The organism is Anabaena sp. CCY 9910 (assembly GCF_963920875.1).
GTDB lineage: Bacteria > Cyanobacteriota > Cyanobacteriia > Cyanobacteriales > Nostocaceae > Trichormus > Trichormus variabilis.
Map to the genome: position 1 here is coordinate 13,519 of NZ_CAWUDJ010000013.1, position 17,646 is coordinate 31,164.

Sequence of the window (17,646 nt, forward strand, 5' to 3'; positions counted from 1 at the left end):
AGTAATCACATAGACTTTCTGCATGAACAAGTATTGAGTTATGAGCGAAAAGTCTTGAGTCCTTAATTACGCATTTCTAAATTATGCAACTCCAGCTAATGAATTGAGGAACAATTCTTGTTTACTTATTTCCCAGGTGAGGGTGCTATAAACTATTTGATCCATATCATCATACTTAGGTTGCCATCCTAGTACTTGACGAATTTTATCACTACAAGCTGTTACACAAACCGGATCACCAGAACGACGCTCCGCTTCTATCACCGGAAAATCTACGCCAGAAATTGCCTTAACCCGCTCGATAACTTGACGAACACTATAGCCTTGTCCATAACCACAGTTAAGGATTTGGCTAGCATTACCTTGCTCTAAATAAGCTAAAGCGTCTAAATGTGCTGTTGCGAGGTCTTCTACATGAATGTAGTCTCTAATTGCCGTTCCGTCCGGTGTGGGAAAATCTGTACCAAAAATTTTTACTCCCAGTCTGCGTTTAAGTGCAGCATCACAAGTGACACGAATTAAATGGGATGCGTCTTTTGACATCTGTCCCAATCGCCCACCAGGCTCGGCTCCAGCAACATTAAAGTAACGTAGAATGACATAGCGTAGATCAGAAGCCTTGGCGTGGTCACGAATCAACCATTCACAAGAAAGTTTTGAGCGTCCATAGGGATTAATCGGTTCAGTTGGTGTAGATTCAGTGACAACGGCAGTTTCCGGTTGTCCATAAACTGCGGCTGTGCTGGAAAAGATAATTTGGTTAACACCAGTTTCGTGACAACAGCGAAGTAAATTGAGGGTGTTGCGCGTGTTGTTAGCGTAGTAGTCCAGGGGACGGGCAATAGATTCTGGTACGCTCAGACTAGCCGCGAAGTGTAAAACTGCCGCAAATTGATGTTGATGAAATACTTGAGAAAGACATTCAGAATTTTTTAAATCGCCGATAATTAGCTCACCATGTAGTACGGCTTGGGGTAAACCAGTAGAACAGTTGTCATACACAACAACATCGTAACCTGCTTCACCTAGCTGACGCACCACATGAGAACCTATGTAGCCAGCACCACCGGTAACTAAAACTTTTTGATTCATCTACCTTTACCTAGTAATACTACTCGAATAGTTTTGAGAGCGATCGCTAAATCTAAAGCTAGGGAGTAATTCTTGATGTAGTAGAGGTCATAAGCTAGCTTTTCGTAAGCATCTTCTATGGATGCACCGTAGGGATACATGACCTGCGCCCAGCCTGTAATACCGGGTTTGACCACATAACGCAAATCATAATAGGGAATTTCTTGACGCAGTTTGACATCAAATTCTGGTCGTTCTGGGCGAGGGCCAATGAGGCTCATTTCTCCCCAGATAACGTTTAATATCTGCGGTAATTCATCAATTCTAGTTAAGCGTAACCAACGCCCTACCCTGGTAATTCGCGGGTCTCGTTCATCTGCCCACTGCGCCCCACGTTTTTCGGCATCTTGATACATGGAACGAAATTTGTAAACTTTAAAAGGCTTACCTTCTAGTCCGGTCCGTATTTGAGAGTAGAACACCGGGCCAGGGCTATCTAACTTAATTGCTAAAGCTGCCAACAACATCAATGGAGATAAAAACACACATAAACAACACGTCAGCATAATATCTACTGAGCGCTTGAGCTTTTGACTAATGCTGTCAGCAGTTAAATTAAAACCATTACCAAAAGCCAGCCAATTATCCTGAAGCAGAGACGAGGGAAGCTTATACCACAAGGTTTCACAAACATCGGGAAGACCGTAGATGGAGACACCAGATAAACGCAACTGCATCAGTTGTTGCATTTGTACGTCAGATAACTCCGTTGGAGTCGCCACTACTACCCCTGACCAAGGTTGTTGGCTCCATTGAGGTAAGTCATTAAGACTCCCTACAGAAACTTGATGATTTTCTGTTAACTCATTGCTGTTCTGCTCTGGGGTTGAGAGAAAAATCAAGCGCCCCAAGGAACTGCGTTCGAGAAAAGTTTTGCCGAAGAGGATGGCTTTTTTACCTGCGCCCAAAATTAACCAACGGCTATGTTGAGCTTGGGCTTTTGCCCATTTTGCTGCTGTTATTCTTAATCCCACAGCCCAGATAGTGAATAGCCCTAAGCTAGGAAGCCAAACTCCCCGTTTCCAAAGCAAGTCTGTTGCCCAAGCACTGGTACAGTAAATGAGTGCTGCAATAATAGCGCCAACGACAAAATTACTAATCAGAATGCGGGATGGGGCGCGTAAACCTGCTATTTGCCTATCTGGATGGTAGGTATCTGCTAAATACAAACCTGTGAGAACTAGAAAGAAAAAGATATAAATTAACGGGTCAAAACCATGCAGGTTTTGACCCAATCGCAACCATAAACAGATGGAATAACTCAACACCAAACCCAAAATATCCCCTATCAGCAGCAATACACAGAGGATGTTACGTGTCTGATGTGAATTGCTGATTTTTTTTCCAGCAATAATACTAATAACCATGTATGTCGGCTACTAAAAATTTCCAAGATTACAGAAAAGATACTGACAAGATGAGATATAAAAAGTAATTACTCTGGAACTCTTAGCGGTAGATGCAAAAATCTCAAATATTTGCAAATCTGTCACAACAAAATATATTCAGCATTGATGTGAAGAAGCGCAATCCTAATACCCAATAACAAAAGCAACGTATGGCCACTCAAAAAAAAGACGAGTGTTTGAGAGTAATTTACTAACCATTTATTTTTAATCCTGTTTATGGTGATATAACCATGTGGATATTACGTAAAATGATGCTCATGTTTGATAGATTAATAAAAATAATGCTTAATAAAAAGATACGAAATCGACCTGTTTCTAATGTGAAGTGATTTTCATTTTTGTAAATTTGTAATTTTGCAAATAACAGATATACAGTATCTGATTTTTGAAATAAGCTTGTGTTGTGTAATGACTGTCATCTAAGCACAATGCCTAGATGTTGCCTACCTTACATTTAAAATTATTTTCCGTGGAGTTAGTCACAAGACAAAAGCGAATTTACATAGATTGTGCGTAAATTTGATAGACAAAAACTTGTGTAATGATAGTTAGAATATATTGAAGCGCTTTATAAAATGCTAGTAAAAGAGTTAGCCAATTACTGACAGCATATATTCCTCAATTGGGTATTATTGTTAATACAGTGACTTAAACTCTGCTGTTATGTGCGCCTTACGCGATCGCTAAAATTTTCCATAAGAAAATAAATATAACTTAGTATTTGGCATATTAAGCAAGCAAAACAACATAAAAACGTAAAAATCCGGCAAAAGTGGGATGTATCATGCTTTAACTAACGTATAGCAACAGATATCAAGATGTTACATTGGACTGTGTGACAAAACAAACTGCTTTTTTGACCTACCAGATAAATAGATATTGACTCAGAAAAAAGAACAGTGAAAATACGTAGGCTATTCTGGGGAAAAAGCTTGATAATCTTTTATTAAATCTTTATTGATTATTTAAATCAGGTTGCATCCAGTCAGTAGCAGTTATTAAGGAAATTAAATCAGCGAACAGTGATTACAGTTTCACAGCTTTAATCAATAGAGAAACCTGGCATAATGCTTGAAAAAAGCCCGTACACTCGAACCCTAATTTTAGAGTGAACAATGCCTACAATACCCCTATTGTGATAGGTACTGACCTACGTGGATCTCAAAAAATATAGCGATTCTCATTTGTATGCAATACACTCTGAACTCTTCTCATAGAGTACCTTTCTCCTACAAGGAGAGAGGCTTTGATTCTTACTCCCCTTCCTTTGTAGGGAAGAAGCTGGGGGTTAGGTCTGTATTTGACTCAACTGCAAATCGCTTTATTTAGGAATTCTATAAGTGATAACTGTTGAATATTTCCTATGTTCATCTGCATTACTGCTCTACATCAATATAAATGAAATAACTAATTTTTAGTAGTGTCAATCTTTAGGGTATTATCTGAACTATGCCTTCCCATCAAGACGATCAAGACCTGATTAACTTCCAACAGTATTGGCTGATTGCAAAAAGACGTTGGTTACTGATAGCCACGATTATGGGATCGGTGTTTGGAGTCACAGGGTTGCTTACTTTTAGTCAAAAACCAATCTATGAAGCAGAGGGTAAACTCCTCTTTAATAAGCAAAGTGGCGTTTCTTCCCTGACAGGTGTAAGTGAGCAATTGGGACAACTTAGTGGGGTGACTAATCTTTCTAACCCTTTGGAAACTGAGGCAGAAATTATTCGCTCAAACCCCATAATTCAAAAAACCATTGCTGAGTCGCAGCTTAAAGATGAACAAGGAAAACCTTTAGAAATAGATGATTTCCTACGAAACTTAAAAATAAAAAGTGTCCGAGGGACTGATATTTTACAACTTACCTATCGTAGTGCTAATCCTGAAGAAGCAACAGCGATTATTAATAGACTGATGAACACTTATCTGGAGAACAATGTTCGCAATAATCGTTCTGAAGCTACAGCCGCAAGGGAATTTTTAAGCAAGCAATTACCTCTAGTCGAAGCGAAAGTCACAGAAGCAGAAGCAGCACTACGTCGATTCAAAGAAAAATACGAGGTTGTTTCCCTACAAGAAGAAGCTATACAAGGAGTCAAAAGGCTGAATGAATTATCCGGCCAGGTAACTCTACTGCGCGCACAGTTAGTTGATGCTAGAACTCGTTCTGGTGCTTTGCAAAATCAATTGGCATTGAACACAAAGCAAGCTATGGCACTGAGCAGCTTAAGCCAATCCAATGCAGTACAACAAGTGCTATCAGAATACCAGAAGGTTCAAGACCAGTTAGCTGTGGAGAGGTCACGATTTACTGATGAACACCCAGTTATTGCTAATTTATTAAATAAAGAACAAGCTCTCAAAGAGCAGCTAGAAGGAAGAGTGAGCAAAACTTTAGGTAGTTCGCAGCCGATTCCAGAGCAAGATTTACAAATAGGGGAACTCAAACAGACTCTAACCGCTAATTTAGTGCAGGTAGAAGTTGAAAGATTGGGATTAGAAAATCAAGTTGGTGTGTTGATGAAGGCATTTGTACTTTATCAAGCACGTCTGAGAGTCTTACCCAAGTTAGAACAACAACAACTACAGTTACAAAGACAGCTACAGATAGCCCAAACAACCTATGAACAAATGCTAAAACGATTGCAAGATATTGAAGTGGTGGAAAATCAGAATGTGGGTAATGCCAGGATTGTTTCTGAAGCTTTACTTCCCAAAACACCAGTTTCTCCTCGTATCTTCTTAAGTTTAGCACTAGGTGGATTTTTGGGGTTTTTCTTAGCTATTGGCGCAGCTTTGTTGCTAGAGGCTGGAGACAAGTCTGTAAAGACACTAGAAGAAGCTCAACAGTTGCTGGATTATCCTTTGTTGGGTACAATTCCAGCTTTTGACCAAAAAGCTAGACTGGCTCGTGGTGAGAGTATCACCGAATTACCCGTACTCAATAACCCTTACTCTTCAGTTAATGCAGCTTTTGAAATGCTCCAGATTAACCTGGGCTTCTCCTTTTCTGATAAGAAACTGAAGGTAATTGTGGTTAGCAGTTCTGTGATGAATGAGGGTAAATCTTTCATCGCGGCTAATTTGGCGGTAGCAACTGCCCAAATGGGAAAACGAGTATTATTGATTGATGCAGATATGCGCCGCCCACGTCAGCACGAAATGTGGCAACAACCCAACTTGATGGGATTAAGTAATGTTTTAGTGGGTCAGGCTACCTTAGCCGAAGCTACTAAGGAAGTGGTAATTAATCTAGAGTTACTTACTTCTGGCACCATACCACCTAACCCAGCTGCATTATTAGACTCACAGCGCATGAATGGGTTACTTCAACAAGCGGCTCAAGATTATGATTACGTAATTATTGATACTCCTCCTTTAAGTGTTTTAGCGGATGCTTCGATCATAGGCAAAATGGCAGATGGAATGTTGTTAGTTGCACGTCCTGGTGTGCTTAATTCTGCTGCGGCTAAGACTACAAAGACACTTATTGAGCATTCTCGTGTGTCAGTGTTGGGGATGGTAGTGAATTGTGTAGCTACTGATAGTAATGACTACGGTTACTACTACTCCCATAAAAATACTGGAGATAATAATTCTGGCAAAAAGGATAGGATTAAGTCAAATTTAAGTAAAATCACTGGCTTAAGATTGCTTTAACCAGTGAATAATTTAGGTAAACTAGTGTTTTTCCTGAGGCATTAAAGATTTAGCTTGTTTAAAGTTATAGGCGCAATATAAAGTTAATAAATTCAATTCAGAGATTGAATAGACGCATAGCAAATATGCTAAATATTCCGTGCTGAATGTAGCAAAACATCTTACAAATTTATTAACTGCATTGAATTTTATCCTTCAAGAAAAGGCTAAGTTTACATAATTAAACTTTTAAGAAATCCCATAGTTTAAGGTTGCTTATATCTGCCTTCTGACACTGATGTAAATAATAGCGATGCCTTGATTTTGACTTGTTTTATGAGCAAGGAAAGAATATATACTTTTCCACACAAGGTATCATGACCTAAATTGAGTCCTCTTTTTAACCTTGAGCCAAATGCCAGACAAATATAAAACTCAGATTTTATTCTCATTTCGTCAAAAGTTTGGCTCTGACAAGTTAGCGGTTATTCAAAATATAGCTTGGTTATTCATTGATCGCATTCTTCGTATGGGTTTTGGGTTAGTTGTAGGTGTTTGGATTGCTCGTTATTTAGGAGTGCAGCAATTTGGTCTTTTTAACTATGCCACCGCTTTTGTAGCACTATTCAATCCTTTGACAACTCTAGGGCTAGATAACTTGGTCATACGTTCTATTGTGCGTGAACCCGAAGCTAGATACCAAATTTTAGGGACAGCTTTTTTGCTCAAGTTAGCTGGTGGAATAGGATGCGTATTGTTAACAGTTAGCTCTATTTTTGTATTGCATCAAAATGACCAGTTGACTATTGGGATAGTAGCAATTTTAGCAACGGCAGGGATATTTTCTGCCTTTGACACGATTGACATTTGGTTTCAGTCTCAAGTGCAGTCTAAATATACTGTAGTTGCTAAAAACACTGCATTTATTATCATTGTACTCTTAAAAGTTACTTTGATTAAAATGCAGGCACCATTACTTGCCTTTGCTTGGGCTGGATTAGCAGAAATTGGATTGGGTGCAGCAGGTTTAATACTCGTTTACAAAGCTAAAGGTTATTCACTATGGTTATGGCGTTGGAATCTTCCGCTTGCTAAGACTCTTCTTAAGGAAAGCTGGCCTTTGATGTTATCTGGTTTAAGTATCATGATTTATATGAAAATTGACCAGATTATGTTGGGGGAAATGGTTGATGCTAGTGCCGTAGGTCTTTATTCAGCAGCAACCCGTATTTCCGAAGTTTGGTACTTTATACCAATGGCGATCGCTTCTTCGGTTACTCCTTCAATTTTTGCAGCTAAAGAAGTAAGTGAAGAACTTTATTATCAACGAATAAAAAAACTACTCCGAGGGTTGGTATTGATTTCAATTGTAATTGCTTTACCAATATCGTTTATGTCTGAAAGAATAATTACCTTGTTATTTGGTAATGGCTATACCGCAGCAGGATCAGTATTAGCAATTCATGTCTGGGCCTCTTTATTTGTATTTATGGGGGTTGCTACATCCTCTTGGTTCGTTGCAGAAGGTTTAACTCACCTTTCTTTACGCAGAACACTAATTGGTGCAATTACTAATGTTTTGTTAAACCTATTGTTGATTCCCCACTATGCTGGAGTTGGTGCTGCGATCGCAACTGTAATTTCTTATGTAATTGCCGCATTTTTAGCCAATCTTTTTCACTCGAAAAGCCATAAAATTTTCTGGATTCAATTTCAATCAATTTTATTATTTTTATAGTTATTACATCGTTTAATCTCATGAAAGATTATTTATATGAATTACGCAGAAATATTTATGAATCTTTTGGAAACTCTAAATATTCTAAACCTGGGCTTAATAATTTGGATAAAAAACTTGAAAATTATCTTAATTTCAGAAATGGTTTTTTTATTGAAGTTGGTGCTAATGATGGTTATAGACAAAGCAATACTTATTACCTAGAAAAATTTTTGGGTTGGCATGGAATTTTAGTTGAAGGTATTCCTAGTTTGTATAAAGAATGTAAAAGGATCAGGAATAATTCATCTGTATATAACTGTGCTTTAGTTGCGCCTGATTTTCCAGATAGTTTTGTACAAATGCACTATGCAAACCTTATGTCAGTAGTTGAAAATTCGCTAAAAAATAAAGAAAGTCAATATGAGCATATTCAAAGAGGTTTAGAACTTCAGAAAATTCAGCAAAGTTATGGTATTCAAGTTCCTGCAAAAACACTTGAATCTATTTTAGATAAATTTGTCGAATTACCTCAAATAGATTTTTTATCTTTAGATGTTGAGGGATATGAGTTAGATGTATTAAAAGGTATAAATTTAGCAAAGTATCAACCTAAATATATTCTTGTGGAAGCAAGATTTTTTGAAGAAATAAATTTATATTTAAATTTTAATTATGAGCTGACAGATCAGCTTTCTCATCATGATTATCTTTATAAATTAAAACCTGCTAATAAAATACAGTAGTATGAAAACACCAGTAACTTTTTTAATATTTAATCGCCCTGATACAACAGAAAAGGTATTTCAAGCTATCCGTCAAGCTAAACCTCCTAAGCTTTTGGTTGTCGCAGATGGGCCACGTAGCGATCGCCCTGGCGAAAAAGAAAAATGTGCTGCTGCAAGAGCTATTATTAATGGCGTGGATTGGGAGTGTGAGGTTTTGATAAATTATTCTGATGTTAACTTGGGGTGTAAAAAAAGAGTTTCGAGTGGGCTAGATTGGGTTTTTGATACAGTTGAAGAATCAATTATTTTGGAAGATGATTGTCTTCCTAATCCAAGTTTTTTTCTGTTTTGTGAGGAGCTTTTAGAGCGTTATAGAGAAGATAATAGAATTGCGGTTATTTCTGGACAAAATGTACAGTTTGGCCACAAAAGAACACATTATAGTTACTACTTCTCTCGATATAATCATTGTTGGGGATGGGCAAGCTGGAGACGTGCTTGGCAAAATTTCGACTATGATATGCAGTTGTGGCCTTTAATCAAAGAGAATGGCTGGTTAAAAGATATTCTTAAAGATGAGATTGCTGTTAAATATTGGACTAAAATTTTCCAAGATACTTATGATGATAAAACAAATAGCTGGGCATATCGTTGGACATTTTCTTGTTGGACACAAAACCATCTGAGTATTTTATCTAATATCAATTTAATATCTAATATCGGATTTGCTAGAGAGGCAACAAATACAAAAAAAGATGTAAGTATTTTTTCTAAAATACCTACTGAAGAAATTTATTTCCCTTTAAAGCATCCACCATTTATAGTTCAAGATGTTGAATCTGATGATTTTACCCAAAGAACCTTATACTGTCCGCCTTTAATAAATAGGATTAACACAAAAATAAAAAATATTTATTCTGATATTTTAGGAGTTTATTATTTAATATTTATGTTTTTGAAGCAATTAATATTAAAAGGAATCAAAAAGAGTTCTAATTTTATTTGTATGGCGCTTGGTAGGGATAATATAACTTTCACAAAGATTTTTCCTCGCAATGACTTAGTTGAATTAGGCACAAAATATGGCGGTTGGATTATTCCGAAAAATTTACTTGATTCAGGCTCTATTGTTTACTGCGTAGGTTGCGGAGAAGATATATCATTTGATCTGTCTCTAATTGATAAAGTTGGTTGCAATATACTGGGATTTGATCCGACCCCACGAGCAATCCAATACGTAAAAAAAGTAACCATTAATAATACTAAATATCATTTCAATGAAGTGGGTTTGTGGGATAAAGATGATGTTCTGAAATTCTATGCACCAAAAAATTCTGATCATGTTTCTCATTCTCTTCTCAATTTACAGAGAACATCAAAATATTTTGAAGCCAAGGTCAAAAGGCTAAGTACAATTATGCAGGAGCATAACCACAAAAAAATTGATCTACTAAAATTAGATATTGAAGGTGCCGAGTATAAAGTCATTAATTCAATAATTGAAGATGAGCTTGATATTAAAATTATTTGCGTTGAATACGACGAATATTTTAACCCCTTAGATAGTAGTTACAAACTAAGAATTAAGCAGTCCATTAATAAATTAGTCAATGCTGGTTTTTCTTTAGTTTGTACACAAGGTAATGGTAACTATACATTTGTTAAGAGATGAAAAGAAAGCCGATTAATTAAGGGTGTTTTATTTAAGTAAATTAATAAGCCTAGTAAATGTATTGGTGTATTTTAATAATAAAAGGGATTGATAATTGAAGATTTTACATCTTAGCACTTACGATAATCGCGGTGGAGCAGCAATAGCTACCTATCGATTACACGATGGGCTACAAAATATTGGCATAACTTCCCAGATGCTTGTACAAATTAAATTTAGTGACGATAAATCTGTTATTGCAACAGGCAACAAAATAGTTCATAAATATCCCAAACTTAAACCCCATTTAGATTCGTTACCGAAACTATTCTTTAGACATATCGATAAGAGTCGAAGAACTTCATACTCTTTGCAATGGCTTCCAGATTCTATAGCGACTAGCATTATAAAAATAGATACTGATATCATTCATCTTCATTGGATATCAGGAGGACTTATAAATATAGAAACAATAGCTAAATTAAATAAACCGCTTGTTTGGACTCTACATGATATGTGGGCTTTTACTGGTGGATGTCATTATAATCAAGAGTGTCAGCTTTACAAAGAAAAATGTGGCAACTGCCCACAAATGCCAAAAAGATTCAATATAGATTTATCTAGCTGGGTATGGGAACGCAAAGCTAAGGCTTGGGCTGATTTAAACTGTACAGTTGTAACTCCAAGTCATTGGTTAGCTAAATGCGCTGCATCCAGTTCTCTATTTAAAGATTGCAATATCAAAGTAATACCCTATGGTTTAGATACAGAAGTTTACAAGCCTTATCAAAAAAACTTGGTAAGAGATAAATTCAATCTACCTCAAGACAAACTCTTAATCCTCTTTGGTGCTGAAAATGCTGCTAGTAATACGCGTAAAGGGTTTCACTTTTTAAGGTGTGCATTAGAAATATTAAAACATACTTACTGGCATGATAAGTGTGAGCTTGTTATATTCGGTGCAAGTAAGTCAGATTCTATAAGTAACTTGGGTTTTAATACTCACTATCTTGGCCGCTTAAATAATGAATCTACAGTAGCGCAAGTTTATTCAGCAGCAGATGTTTTTGTTGCTCCTTCGATACAAGATAACTTGCCTAATACGGTTATGGAGTCACTTGCTTGTGGTACGCCCTGTGTTACTTTTGATATTGGGGGAATGCCTGACATGATTAATCATAAACAGAATGGCTATTTAAGCCGGCCTTACAACATTGATGACTTGGCAAATGGAATTATTTGGGTAATAGAAGATAAAGAGCGACATCAAAAGCTTTGTGCTAGTGCTTGTGGAACAGTCAAGGAAAAATTCACACTAGAATTACAAGCGAAAAATTACTTGCCTTTATATCAAGAGATATTAGAAAGAAAAATATTTATCAAAAAAAAATAACGGAAAATGAACATTTCTTCCATAATTGGATTAATTCATGGCTTTGATAATTTAATCATTAAATTAAAAAGTAAACTTAATAAATGAAATTATATGTTAAAAAAAATATTATATATTAATTTTTTTCTTTTATTCTTTCCTGCGTTTTCTTTATCTTATCCATTTACTGGTGTCTATTTTCAATCAAGAATATTAGGACTACCATTTTTGGTATTATACTTTTTATTAAATATTTTCAATAAAAAAATAATAATCACAAAACAAATATTTATATTTTTATTTCCTTTGAAAATAGCGATTATTGTTCCTTTTTTAGGATTATTAGCAAATAGAAAATTTAGCCTAATAGATATTGGCTATATGACTAGCTTTTTATATTTAATATTGTTTACCTTAGTGGTAAAGAAAGAAAAAGTTCTATTTGTTAAATTTACGAAAATATTTACAGTTGCAAACATAGTTTATTCAATTTGGCAAGTCTTTTTAATGAATCTTGGGTTAGCACAATTTGCTATGATACATTGTAATTTGCCCTCAAAATCTGACTATACAATCCCTGTAGGAATTTTGCCATCTATATACAGATTTAGTGGATTATTTAATGAATCTTCTCCTTTGCTTTTTTATCTGTGTTCTTCATATATATTTTTATGCGAGATTAATAAAAATAAACTAGAAAAAGATGTAAAAATAATTCAATATGCTACATTATTCATGATAATTATATCTGGTTCAAAATTGTCATTTGCTTTTTTAAGCTTATTATTCATTTCTAAATTATTATCTTTAATTAAAGATAGAGGCTATAGAAATTTGTTAAATATATCTTTGATTGCAATTGGACTATTTTTTCTGACTACAAATTATTCAGAGATAATTGATATACTATCCCAAAATCTCACCGCTTTCAAACCTAGATATGAATCTATTCATAACAGTACTACTTCACTTTTACAGATTGAAATTTTGGGAAATGGATTCCTTCCAAGCAGTACTGGTGAAGCTGGTGGATTAGATGCGATTACAATAATAATTGGCGGATATGGAGTTTTATTTGGCTTTACAATAATACTTACTTTCTTGGTTTGGATATTAGTGGAAACTAATTTTAACTTTATTTTTGTTGCTGTATATATTTTAGGACTGGTTTCTAATGGTTCTTTATTAGTTTCTCAATATACATTATTATTTGCAATGATATATGTTCTTGGTAAGCCATCATTGTATAAAATTAGTGATTTTTTAAAATATACGGCCAAAACTTCAAATTAGTTTAATAGTAGCAGAAAGGTCATATTCTATGAATGTAGTTGTTAATATAATAACCATAGCTAAAGATTGTGAAAAAATAATTACTAAAACACTTAATAGTGTAAGCTTTCAGGATTACAAGAATATAAGTCACATAATTATTTATGGTGAATCTGTAGATTTCACAAATAAAATACTTACTTCTTATCAACATACAAAAAAATATCAAATATACAACCAAAAAAATATTGGTATTGCATCAGCTTTCAATGAAGGAATTAAACAAAAATCTGGCGATTTAGTTTTATTTTTAAACGCTGGCGATTCACTAATAAATAATACAGTAATAACACAAATAGTAGAATCTTATAAAAATAAGAAATGGCTGTGGGCATTTGGAGAAACTATCTCAATTAGTCGTAAAGGATATTTAAAAAGATATATTAGACAGCATGAGGAGTGGCGGCAAGAATTATTTTTGTATGGTAATCCTATATGCCATCAGTCTACTATTTTTACTAAAGAAATTTTAGATACGGTGGGATTATATAATGAGTTACTTCCTCTAGGAATGGATTATGACTTTAACATTAGAGCTTCTTTAATAGAAGAACCACATCTTCTAAGGTTTCCGATTTCCTACTATGAAACTACAGGTGTATCTTCTATGAAAGTATTTCAAGCTTACAAAGCTCATAGCGATATTAGAAAAAAATACTTTATGTATACTCATCAGCGTAATTTACAAATTGATTCTATTGGCTTTATTAAGGCAATTAAACGTTTCTTGATGATCCCATTAAAGCTATATCTATGAGTATTGCAAATATAGAATATCCAAGCTTAATTTTAGCTATTCCAGCTTATAACGAAGCTGGGAATATAGAACATTTGATTAGGGAATTTTTGACAACTGAATATCCAAACTTAGTAGAAGTAATTGTGGCTGATGGTGGTAGCACTGATGGGACACAGGATATTGTCAATAAATTGTCATTAGAAGATTCTAGAGTCAAGCTGTTATACAATTCGTTGAAAATTCAATCGGCTGGTCTAAATCTTATATTGCAAGAATGCACTAGTGATATATTTCTTAGGGCTGATGCTCACTCTGATTATGCACCAGATTATATAGAAAAATGTGTGGAAGCATTATTAGAATCTCAAGCTTTTAACGTGGGGGGCGCACAAAGATTTGTGGCTAAAACTCCCTTTCAGGCTGGGGTAGCACTAGCTTCTAAAAGCTTTTTAGGTAGTGGTGGAGCTAAATACAGAAACCCTAACTATAATGGATATGCTGATACAGTTTATTTAGGATGTTTTTGGACGAAAGAATTGCGTGGCGCTTCTGGTTTTGATATTTCGCAAATTACTAACCAAGATGCTGAATTAAATCAAAAATTACTGAATAAAAACCCAAAAGCTATATATATAAGTTCAGATATTCATGTATGGTACTATCCCAGAAGAAGCTGGAAATCTATTTGTATTCAATATTTCAAATACGGAAGAGGACGTTACTTAACGAGTATTAAACACACAAAGCAACTGCAACTGAGAGGAAAGATACCATTTTTATTTATATCAGCTACATTGTTTTTATCGCTAATTGATTTCATCATTCCTCAGTTATCTCTACATACAGAAGTATTAATTTTGAGTTGCTTACTTTTTCCATTTGGGGAAAGTTTACGCACAATTTTCAAATTCCGTAACGAATTTACTAAAGAACTCTGGCGCGGTAGCGAAGATGAAATTCCTTCTAGTTTAAGTCTGTGGTTTTTCTGTGGAGTTACATTACTAACTATGCCAATTGCTCACTTTTCTGGCTATGGATATCAGCTATTTAGGCGTAGATTTCTAAAAGTTACAGGTTGGTAAATCAAAGAGATTATTTCAAACGAGAGTTAAATCTAGCAGCACTCCGCCCAGTCACAATCCACAAAAACGATCGCCCTCCGTCTCTTAATACTCTTACCAATGATTCTGATGGCTGATTTTTTGACGTTACAGCCACAGGTGTAACTACAATTCCCTGGCTACCCAAAACGATAGTTGCGATCGCCTGCGCTCTTCTCATGTGATAATCTGACGTGATCAAATATATATGCTGTAACCTCTGCTCAACAAAATCTCCTGCCAAAGTCGTAAAATTAGTCACAGTATCCGTTGCTCTCCCATCCAAATGCAACTTTACGTCAGGAACACCATACTTTAGACATATCCGAAGATTATTGTCTAAATTCCAAGCAAAGTCAGAAATCCAAATATCTAAATTCTGGTGAGATTGCCAAAATTTTGCTGCAAACCTCATTCGTTCAGCATCACCGCCCAACACAAAAATAGCCTGTGGGACGGGGGATTGTTGAAAAGCGATCGCCATCCTCACAGGAATGATACTAGTAAATATCAAGGCGATCGCTAAAATCAACTTTACTAATTTCAGTTTACGTCTCATCTCATACTATTTAGATTTTGAAAACAATAATCCTCTGGCTTTAGCCAAAGGATTATCAATTGCGCCTCTAATAACTTTAATATCATCGCATTGAACTTTTAACTTTGACTCAAAGCAGTCCTTAACTGCTTGAGTAGATTACCGATTTCTCGAAAATTCTCATCTTTTGCCAGTTGTTGAAGAACCTGTGGACTACTTTCCCTCACAATCTTGTTGTAAGCATTAATAGCAGCGCTCAATCTGTTGATATCTACATTCAGAAAATCTTTATTTTGATCTGTTTCTGAATCTACGACTAAGTTACTACTAAAAGCACATGACTCTGATGTGGATGTATTTCCAGCTAGACAGAACAAAGCTCCCATCAATGTTTGTATTGATGATGCAGAAGCTCCTGAATTTCCTAGAGAAGATTGTAGCTGATTAGCCGCTTCTTCTGCTTTTGAGTCTCCTTTTAAAATAGCTATAAAGTTAGCAACTGTGGTATTTTCTGGTGGAGTTTGGCTGAATGTATTAGCGATGGTTGCATTTAAACGCTCCTGAATTTCCCTGGATATAGTCAGGTCTCCATTTCTACTAAACTCCACATTTACACCAGGTGCAATTTCAGGTGACGATTGGTAACTTGCTGGATTAAAGCTATCACCAGATGAGGAAGAAGAATCTTCACTACCGCCTGTTATATTAGCAGTACCTGCATTTACACTCCTTGGCGTACCTAACGAATAAATAGATAAAATTAAGGCTAGAGCCAAGGTGAAAGAAAATTTGTGTTTTTGCATTAGCTTTACTGTTGATGAAATTTCCCAATTACTCAGCATCTAAAACCGAAAACTGTATCCAGCACTCAGGGAAAAACCCAGACCACTATTAAAGTTACTAGTAACATCCGTGAAGATAGCATTGATAACTATAGGTGTCTTTTTGAAAGGAGCAAAAGATGCACCCATATTGAGACGATTTCCCGTCCAGCTACTGACTAAAGATGCTTGAGGTATCACTCTCAAACCTAAACTAGCAAAAAGATTTGCCGGATTTTCATTTGCATCTATTGCACCTTTAGAACGGAAAGCACCACTACCAAGGCCGACGGAAACAGTCAAAGGTAATTGATTATTTGGATTTTCGGGTTGCAGTAGAAACGCTCTAGTAACTACACCATAGATGGTATCTTTAGACCTACTTACATCTCCCCATTTAATAGCATTTGACCACCCCACAGCTACTGCTGTACCGTCACCCAAATACCTATGTAGTTTGAATCCCACACCCCCGCTATCACCAAAATCAAAAGTGTCGCCACCACCCACACTGGTAATATTGACGTTAACTTCTAACCCTACAGATTTAGCAGTATCCCCTAACCCAAAACCAACAGATAAAGAACCATCTACCCTATCTTTGTTATCTTCTAGAGGAAAAAATAAACCACCACCAATATAGGCCTGACCAAAACTTGCACCATAGGCAGAAGGAGTACCAGCCGTTGAACCAGGAGAAGCTTTTGAAGTTTCCCTTGTTTGCACAATAGGTTCAATTAAAAGTTCTTGGCGTAGCTTATTAGTATCGCCAAAAGTATCCCCCACTGTTTCTGAGGAGTCTATTTGAACAATGATTGGTGGTTGTGGATTTTGGGATATGTTAGCTTGTTGTTCTGTGATTAATTCAGGATTACTAACTGGAGAAGTAAATAAATCTTGCTGAGAGTTATCCTCCGTTACTAAAGCATTTTGAGATATAGAGGAAAACGTGTTTTCAGCAAAGGAATTACTAAAGGTTTCTGGTGCAACATTAGCAGTAAAACTATCATTAATCTTGATAGTCTCAGACTGACCTAGCTGGCGACTTTTTTGATGTGCTAGCAAGCGTTTCTTCAGGCTAATATCTGGTTGTGAATTAACTTTAGATGCTGTGAACAAGTCTTGAGGTTTTGCAGAGGTACTCAATTCGGGCTGTTGATCTTCCGTGGTAATAGTATCTGCCGCGACTGCTGATTTGTGAGAAATAGCCGTAAACATGAGCAGTAGATAGATTAATCTTGTCCCCACGTTCCAGACAGTATAGTTAATACCAATAAATGGAGAGGTAAAATCACCAGTATTTATATTGGTTTGTATTTTATTCATCTAAATTTTCCTGCGGTCAAAAACTGTACGCAAAGATGTCAGCAATTTATACGTAAAATCTATTAATTGAAAATAGTGATCTTACGTAAAGATAATTTATTTATATAGAGCCAAAATTTTTGCGATCGCCTGTAGTGGAACGC

General features: G+C 35.7%; 13 protein-coding genes and 1 pseudogene. 9 read left to right on the forward strand and 5 right to left on the reverse strand.

Translation table 11 applies throughout. The features are described from left to right. Positions 1 to 81: 81 nt before the first annotated feature. Entirely contained in the window at positions 82 to 1,092 is a 1,011-nt protein-coding gene (galE, locus tag ACM5QX_RS12180; RefSeq protein WP_414753739.1) for a UDP-glucose 4-epimerase GalE, read from the reverse strand. Beyond that, positions 1,089 to 2,498 (reverse strand): sugar transferase, encoded by a 1,410-nt coding sequence (locus tag ACM5QX_RS12185; RefSeq protein WP_414753740.1) that lies wholly within the window; start codon positions 2,496 to 2,498, stop codon positions 1,089 to 1,091. Before ACM5QX_RS12185 ends, galE begins: the two co-directional genes overlap by 4 nt. A gap of 1,491 nt (positions 2,499 to 3,989) precedes the next feature. On the opposite strand from ACM5QX_RS12185, the gene ACM5QX_RS12190 reads away from it, so the two are divergent. The 9 genes and pseudogenes from ACM5QX_RS12190 (at position 3,990) to ACM5QX_RS12230 (ending at position 14,800) form a co-directional block, all read left to right on the forward strand. Next, positions 3,990 to 6,200, forward strand: a complete 2,211-nt coding sequence (locus ACM5QX_RS12190; protein ID WP_414753741.1) for a GumC family protein — start codon at positions 3,990 to 3,992, stop codon at positions 6,198 to 6,200. 394 nt (positions 6,201 to 6,594) lie between these two features. Further along, positions 6,595 to 7,917 carry a flippase gene (locus ACM5QX_RS12195; protein WP_414753742.1) on the forward strand — a complete coding sequence of 441 codons (1,323 nt, stop codon included), beginning with the start codon at positions 6,595 to 6,597 and terminating at the stop codon, positions 7,915 to 7,917. A 20-nt stretch (positions 7,918 to 7,937) separates the two neighbouring features. Continuing rightward, positions 7,938 to 8,642 carry an FkbM family methyltransferase gene (locus ACM5QX_RS12200; protein WP_414753743.1) on the forward strand — a complete coding sequence of 235 codons (705 nt, stop codon included), beginning with the start codon at positions 7,938 to 7,940 and terminating at the stop codon, positions 8,640 to 8,642. A gap of 1 nt (position 8,643) precedes the next feature. Next, a pseudogene (locus tag ACM5QX_RS12205) lies at positions 8,644 to 9,492 on the forward strand (glycosyltransferase family 2 protein); the annotation flags it as partial. A 138-nt stretch (positions 9,493 to 9,630) separates the two neighbouring features. Then, positions 9,631 to 10,296: an FkbM family methyltransferase gene (locus ACM5QX_RS12210; RefSeq protein ID WP_414753817.1), complete on the forward strand. Its 666-nt coding sequence runs from the start codon at positions 9,631 to 9,633 to the stop codon at positions 10,294 to 10,296. 94 nt (positions 10,297 to 10,390) lie between these two features. After that, positions 10,391 to 11,668, forward strand: coding sequence for a glycosyltransferase family 4 protein (locus tag ACM5QX_RS12215; protein WP_414753744.1), 1,278 nt, complete (start codon positions 10,391 to 10,393; stop codon positions 11,666 to 11,668). A gap of 93 nt (positions 11,669 to 11,761) precedes the next feature. Continuing rightward, a complete protein-coding gene (locus ACM5QX_RS12220) occupies positions 11,762 to 12,940 on the forward strand; it encodes a hypothetical protein (RefSeq protein WP_414753745.1) in 1,179 nt (392 codons plus the stop codon). Positions 12,941 to 12,968: 28 nt separating this feature from the next. Continuing rightward, positions 12,969 to 13,736: a glycosyltransferase gene (locus ACM5QX_RS12225; RefSeq protein ID WP_414753746.1), complete on the forward strand. Its 768-nt coding sequence runs from the start codon at positions 12,969 to 12,971 to the stop codon at positions 13,734 to 13,736. After that, entirely contained in the window at positions 13,733 to 14,800 is a 1,068-nt protein-coding gene (locus ACM5QX_RS12230; protein WP_414753747.1) for a glycosyltransferase family 2 protein, read from the forward strand. Before ACM5QX_RS12225 ends, ACM5QX_RS12230 begins: the two co-directional genes overlap by 4 nt. A gap of 10 nt (positions 14,801 to 14,810) precedes the next feature. On the opposite strand, the gene ACM5QX_RS12235 is transcribed toward ACM5QX_RS12230, so the two are convergent. The 3 genes from ACM5QX_RS12235 to ACM5QX_RS12245 all read right to left on the reverse strand — a co-directional run bounded on the left by ACM5QX_RS12235 (position 14,811) and on the right by ACM5QX_RS12245 (position 17,503). Next, a complete protein-coding gene (locus ACM5QX_RS12235; RefSeq protein WP_414753748.1) occupies positions 14,811 to 15,377 on the reverse strand; it encodes a YdcF family protein in 567 nt (188 codons plus the stop codon). Positions 15,378 to 15,475: 98 nt separating this feature from the next. After that, complete coding sequence (locus ACM5QX_RS12240) at positions 15,476 to 16,159, reverse strand: hypothetical protein (RefSeq protein ID WP_414753749.1); 684 nt, start codon at positions 16,157 to 16,159, stop codon at positions 15,476 to 15,478. A 39-nt stretch (positions 16,160 to 16,198) separates the two neighbouring features. Next, a complete protein-coding gene (locus tag ACM5QX_RS12245; protein WP_414753751.1) occupies positions 16,199 to 17,503 on the reverse strand; it encodes a hypothetical protein in 1,305 nt (434 codons plus the stop codon). Between the last annotated feature and the right edge of the window lie 143 nt (positions 17,504 to 17,646).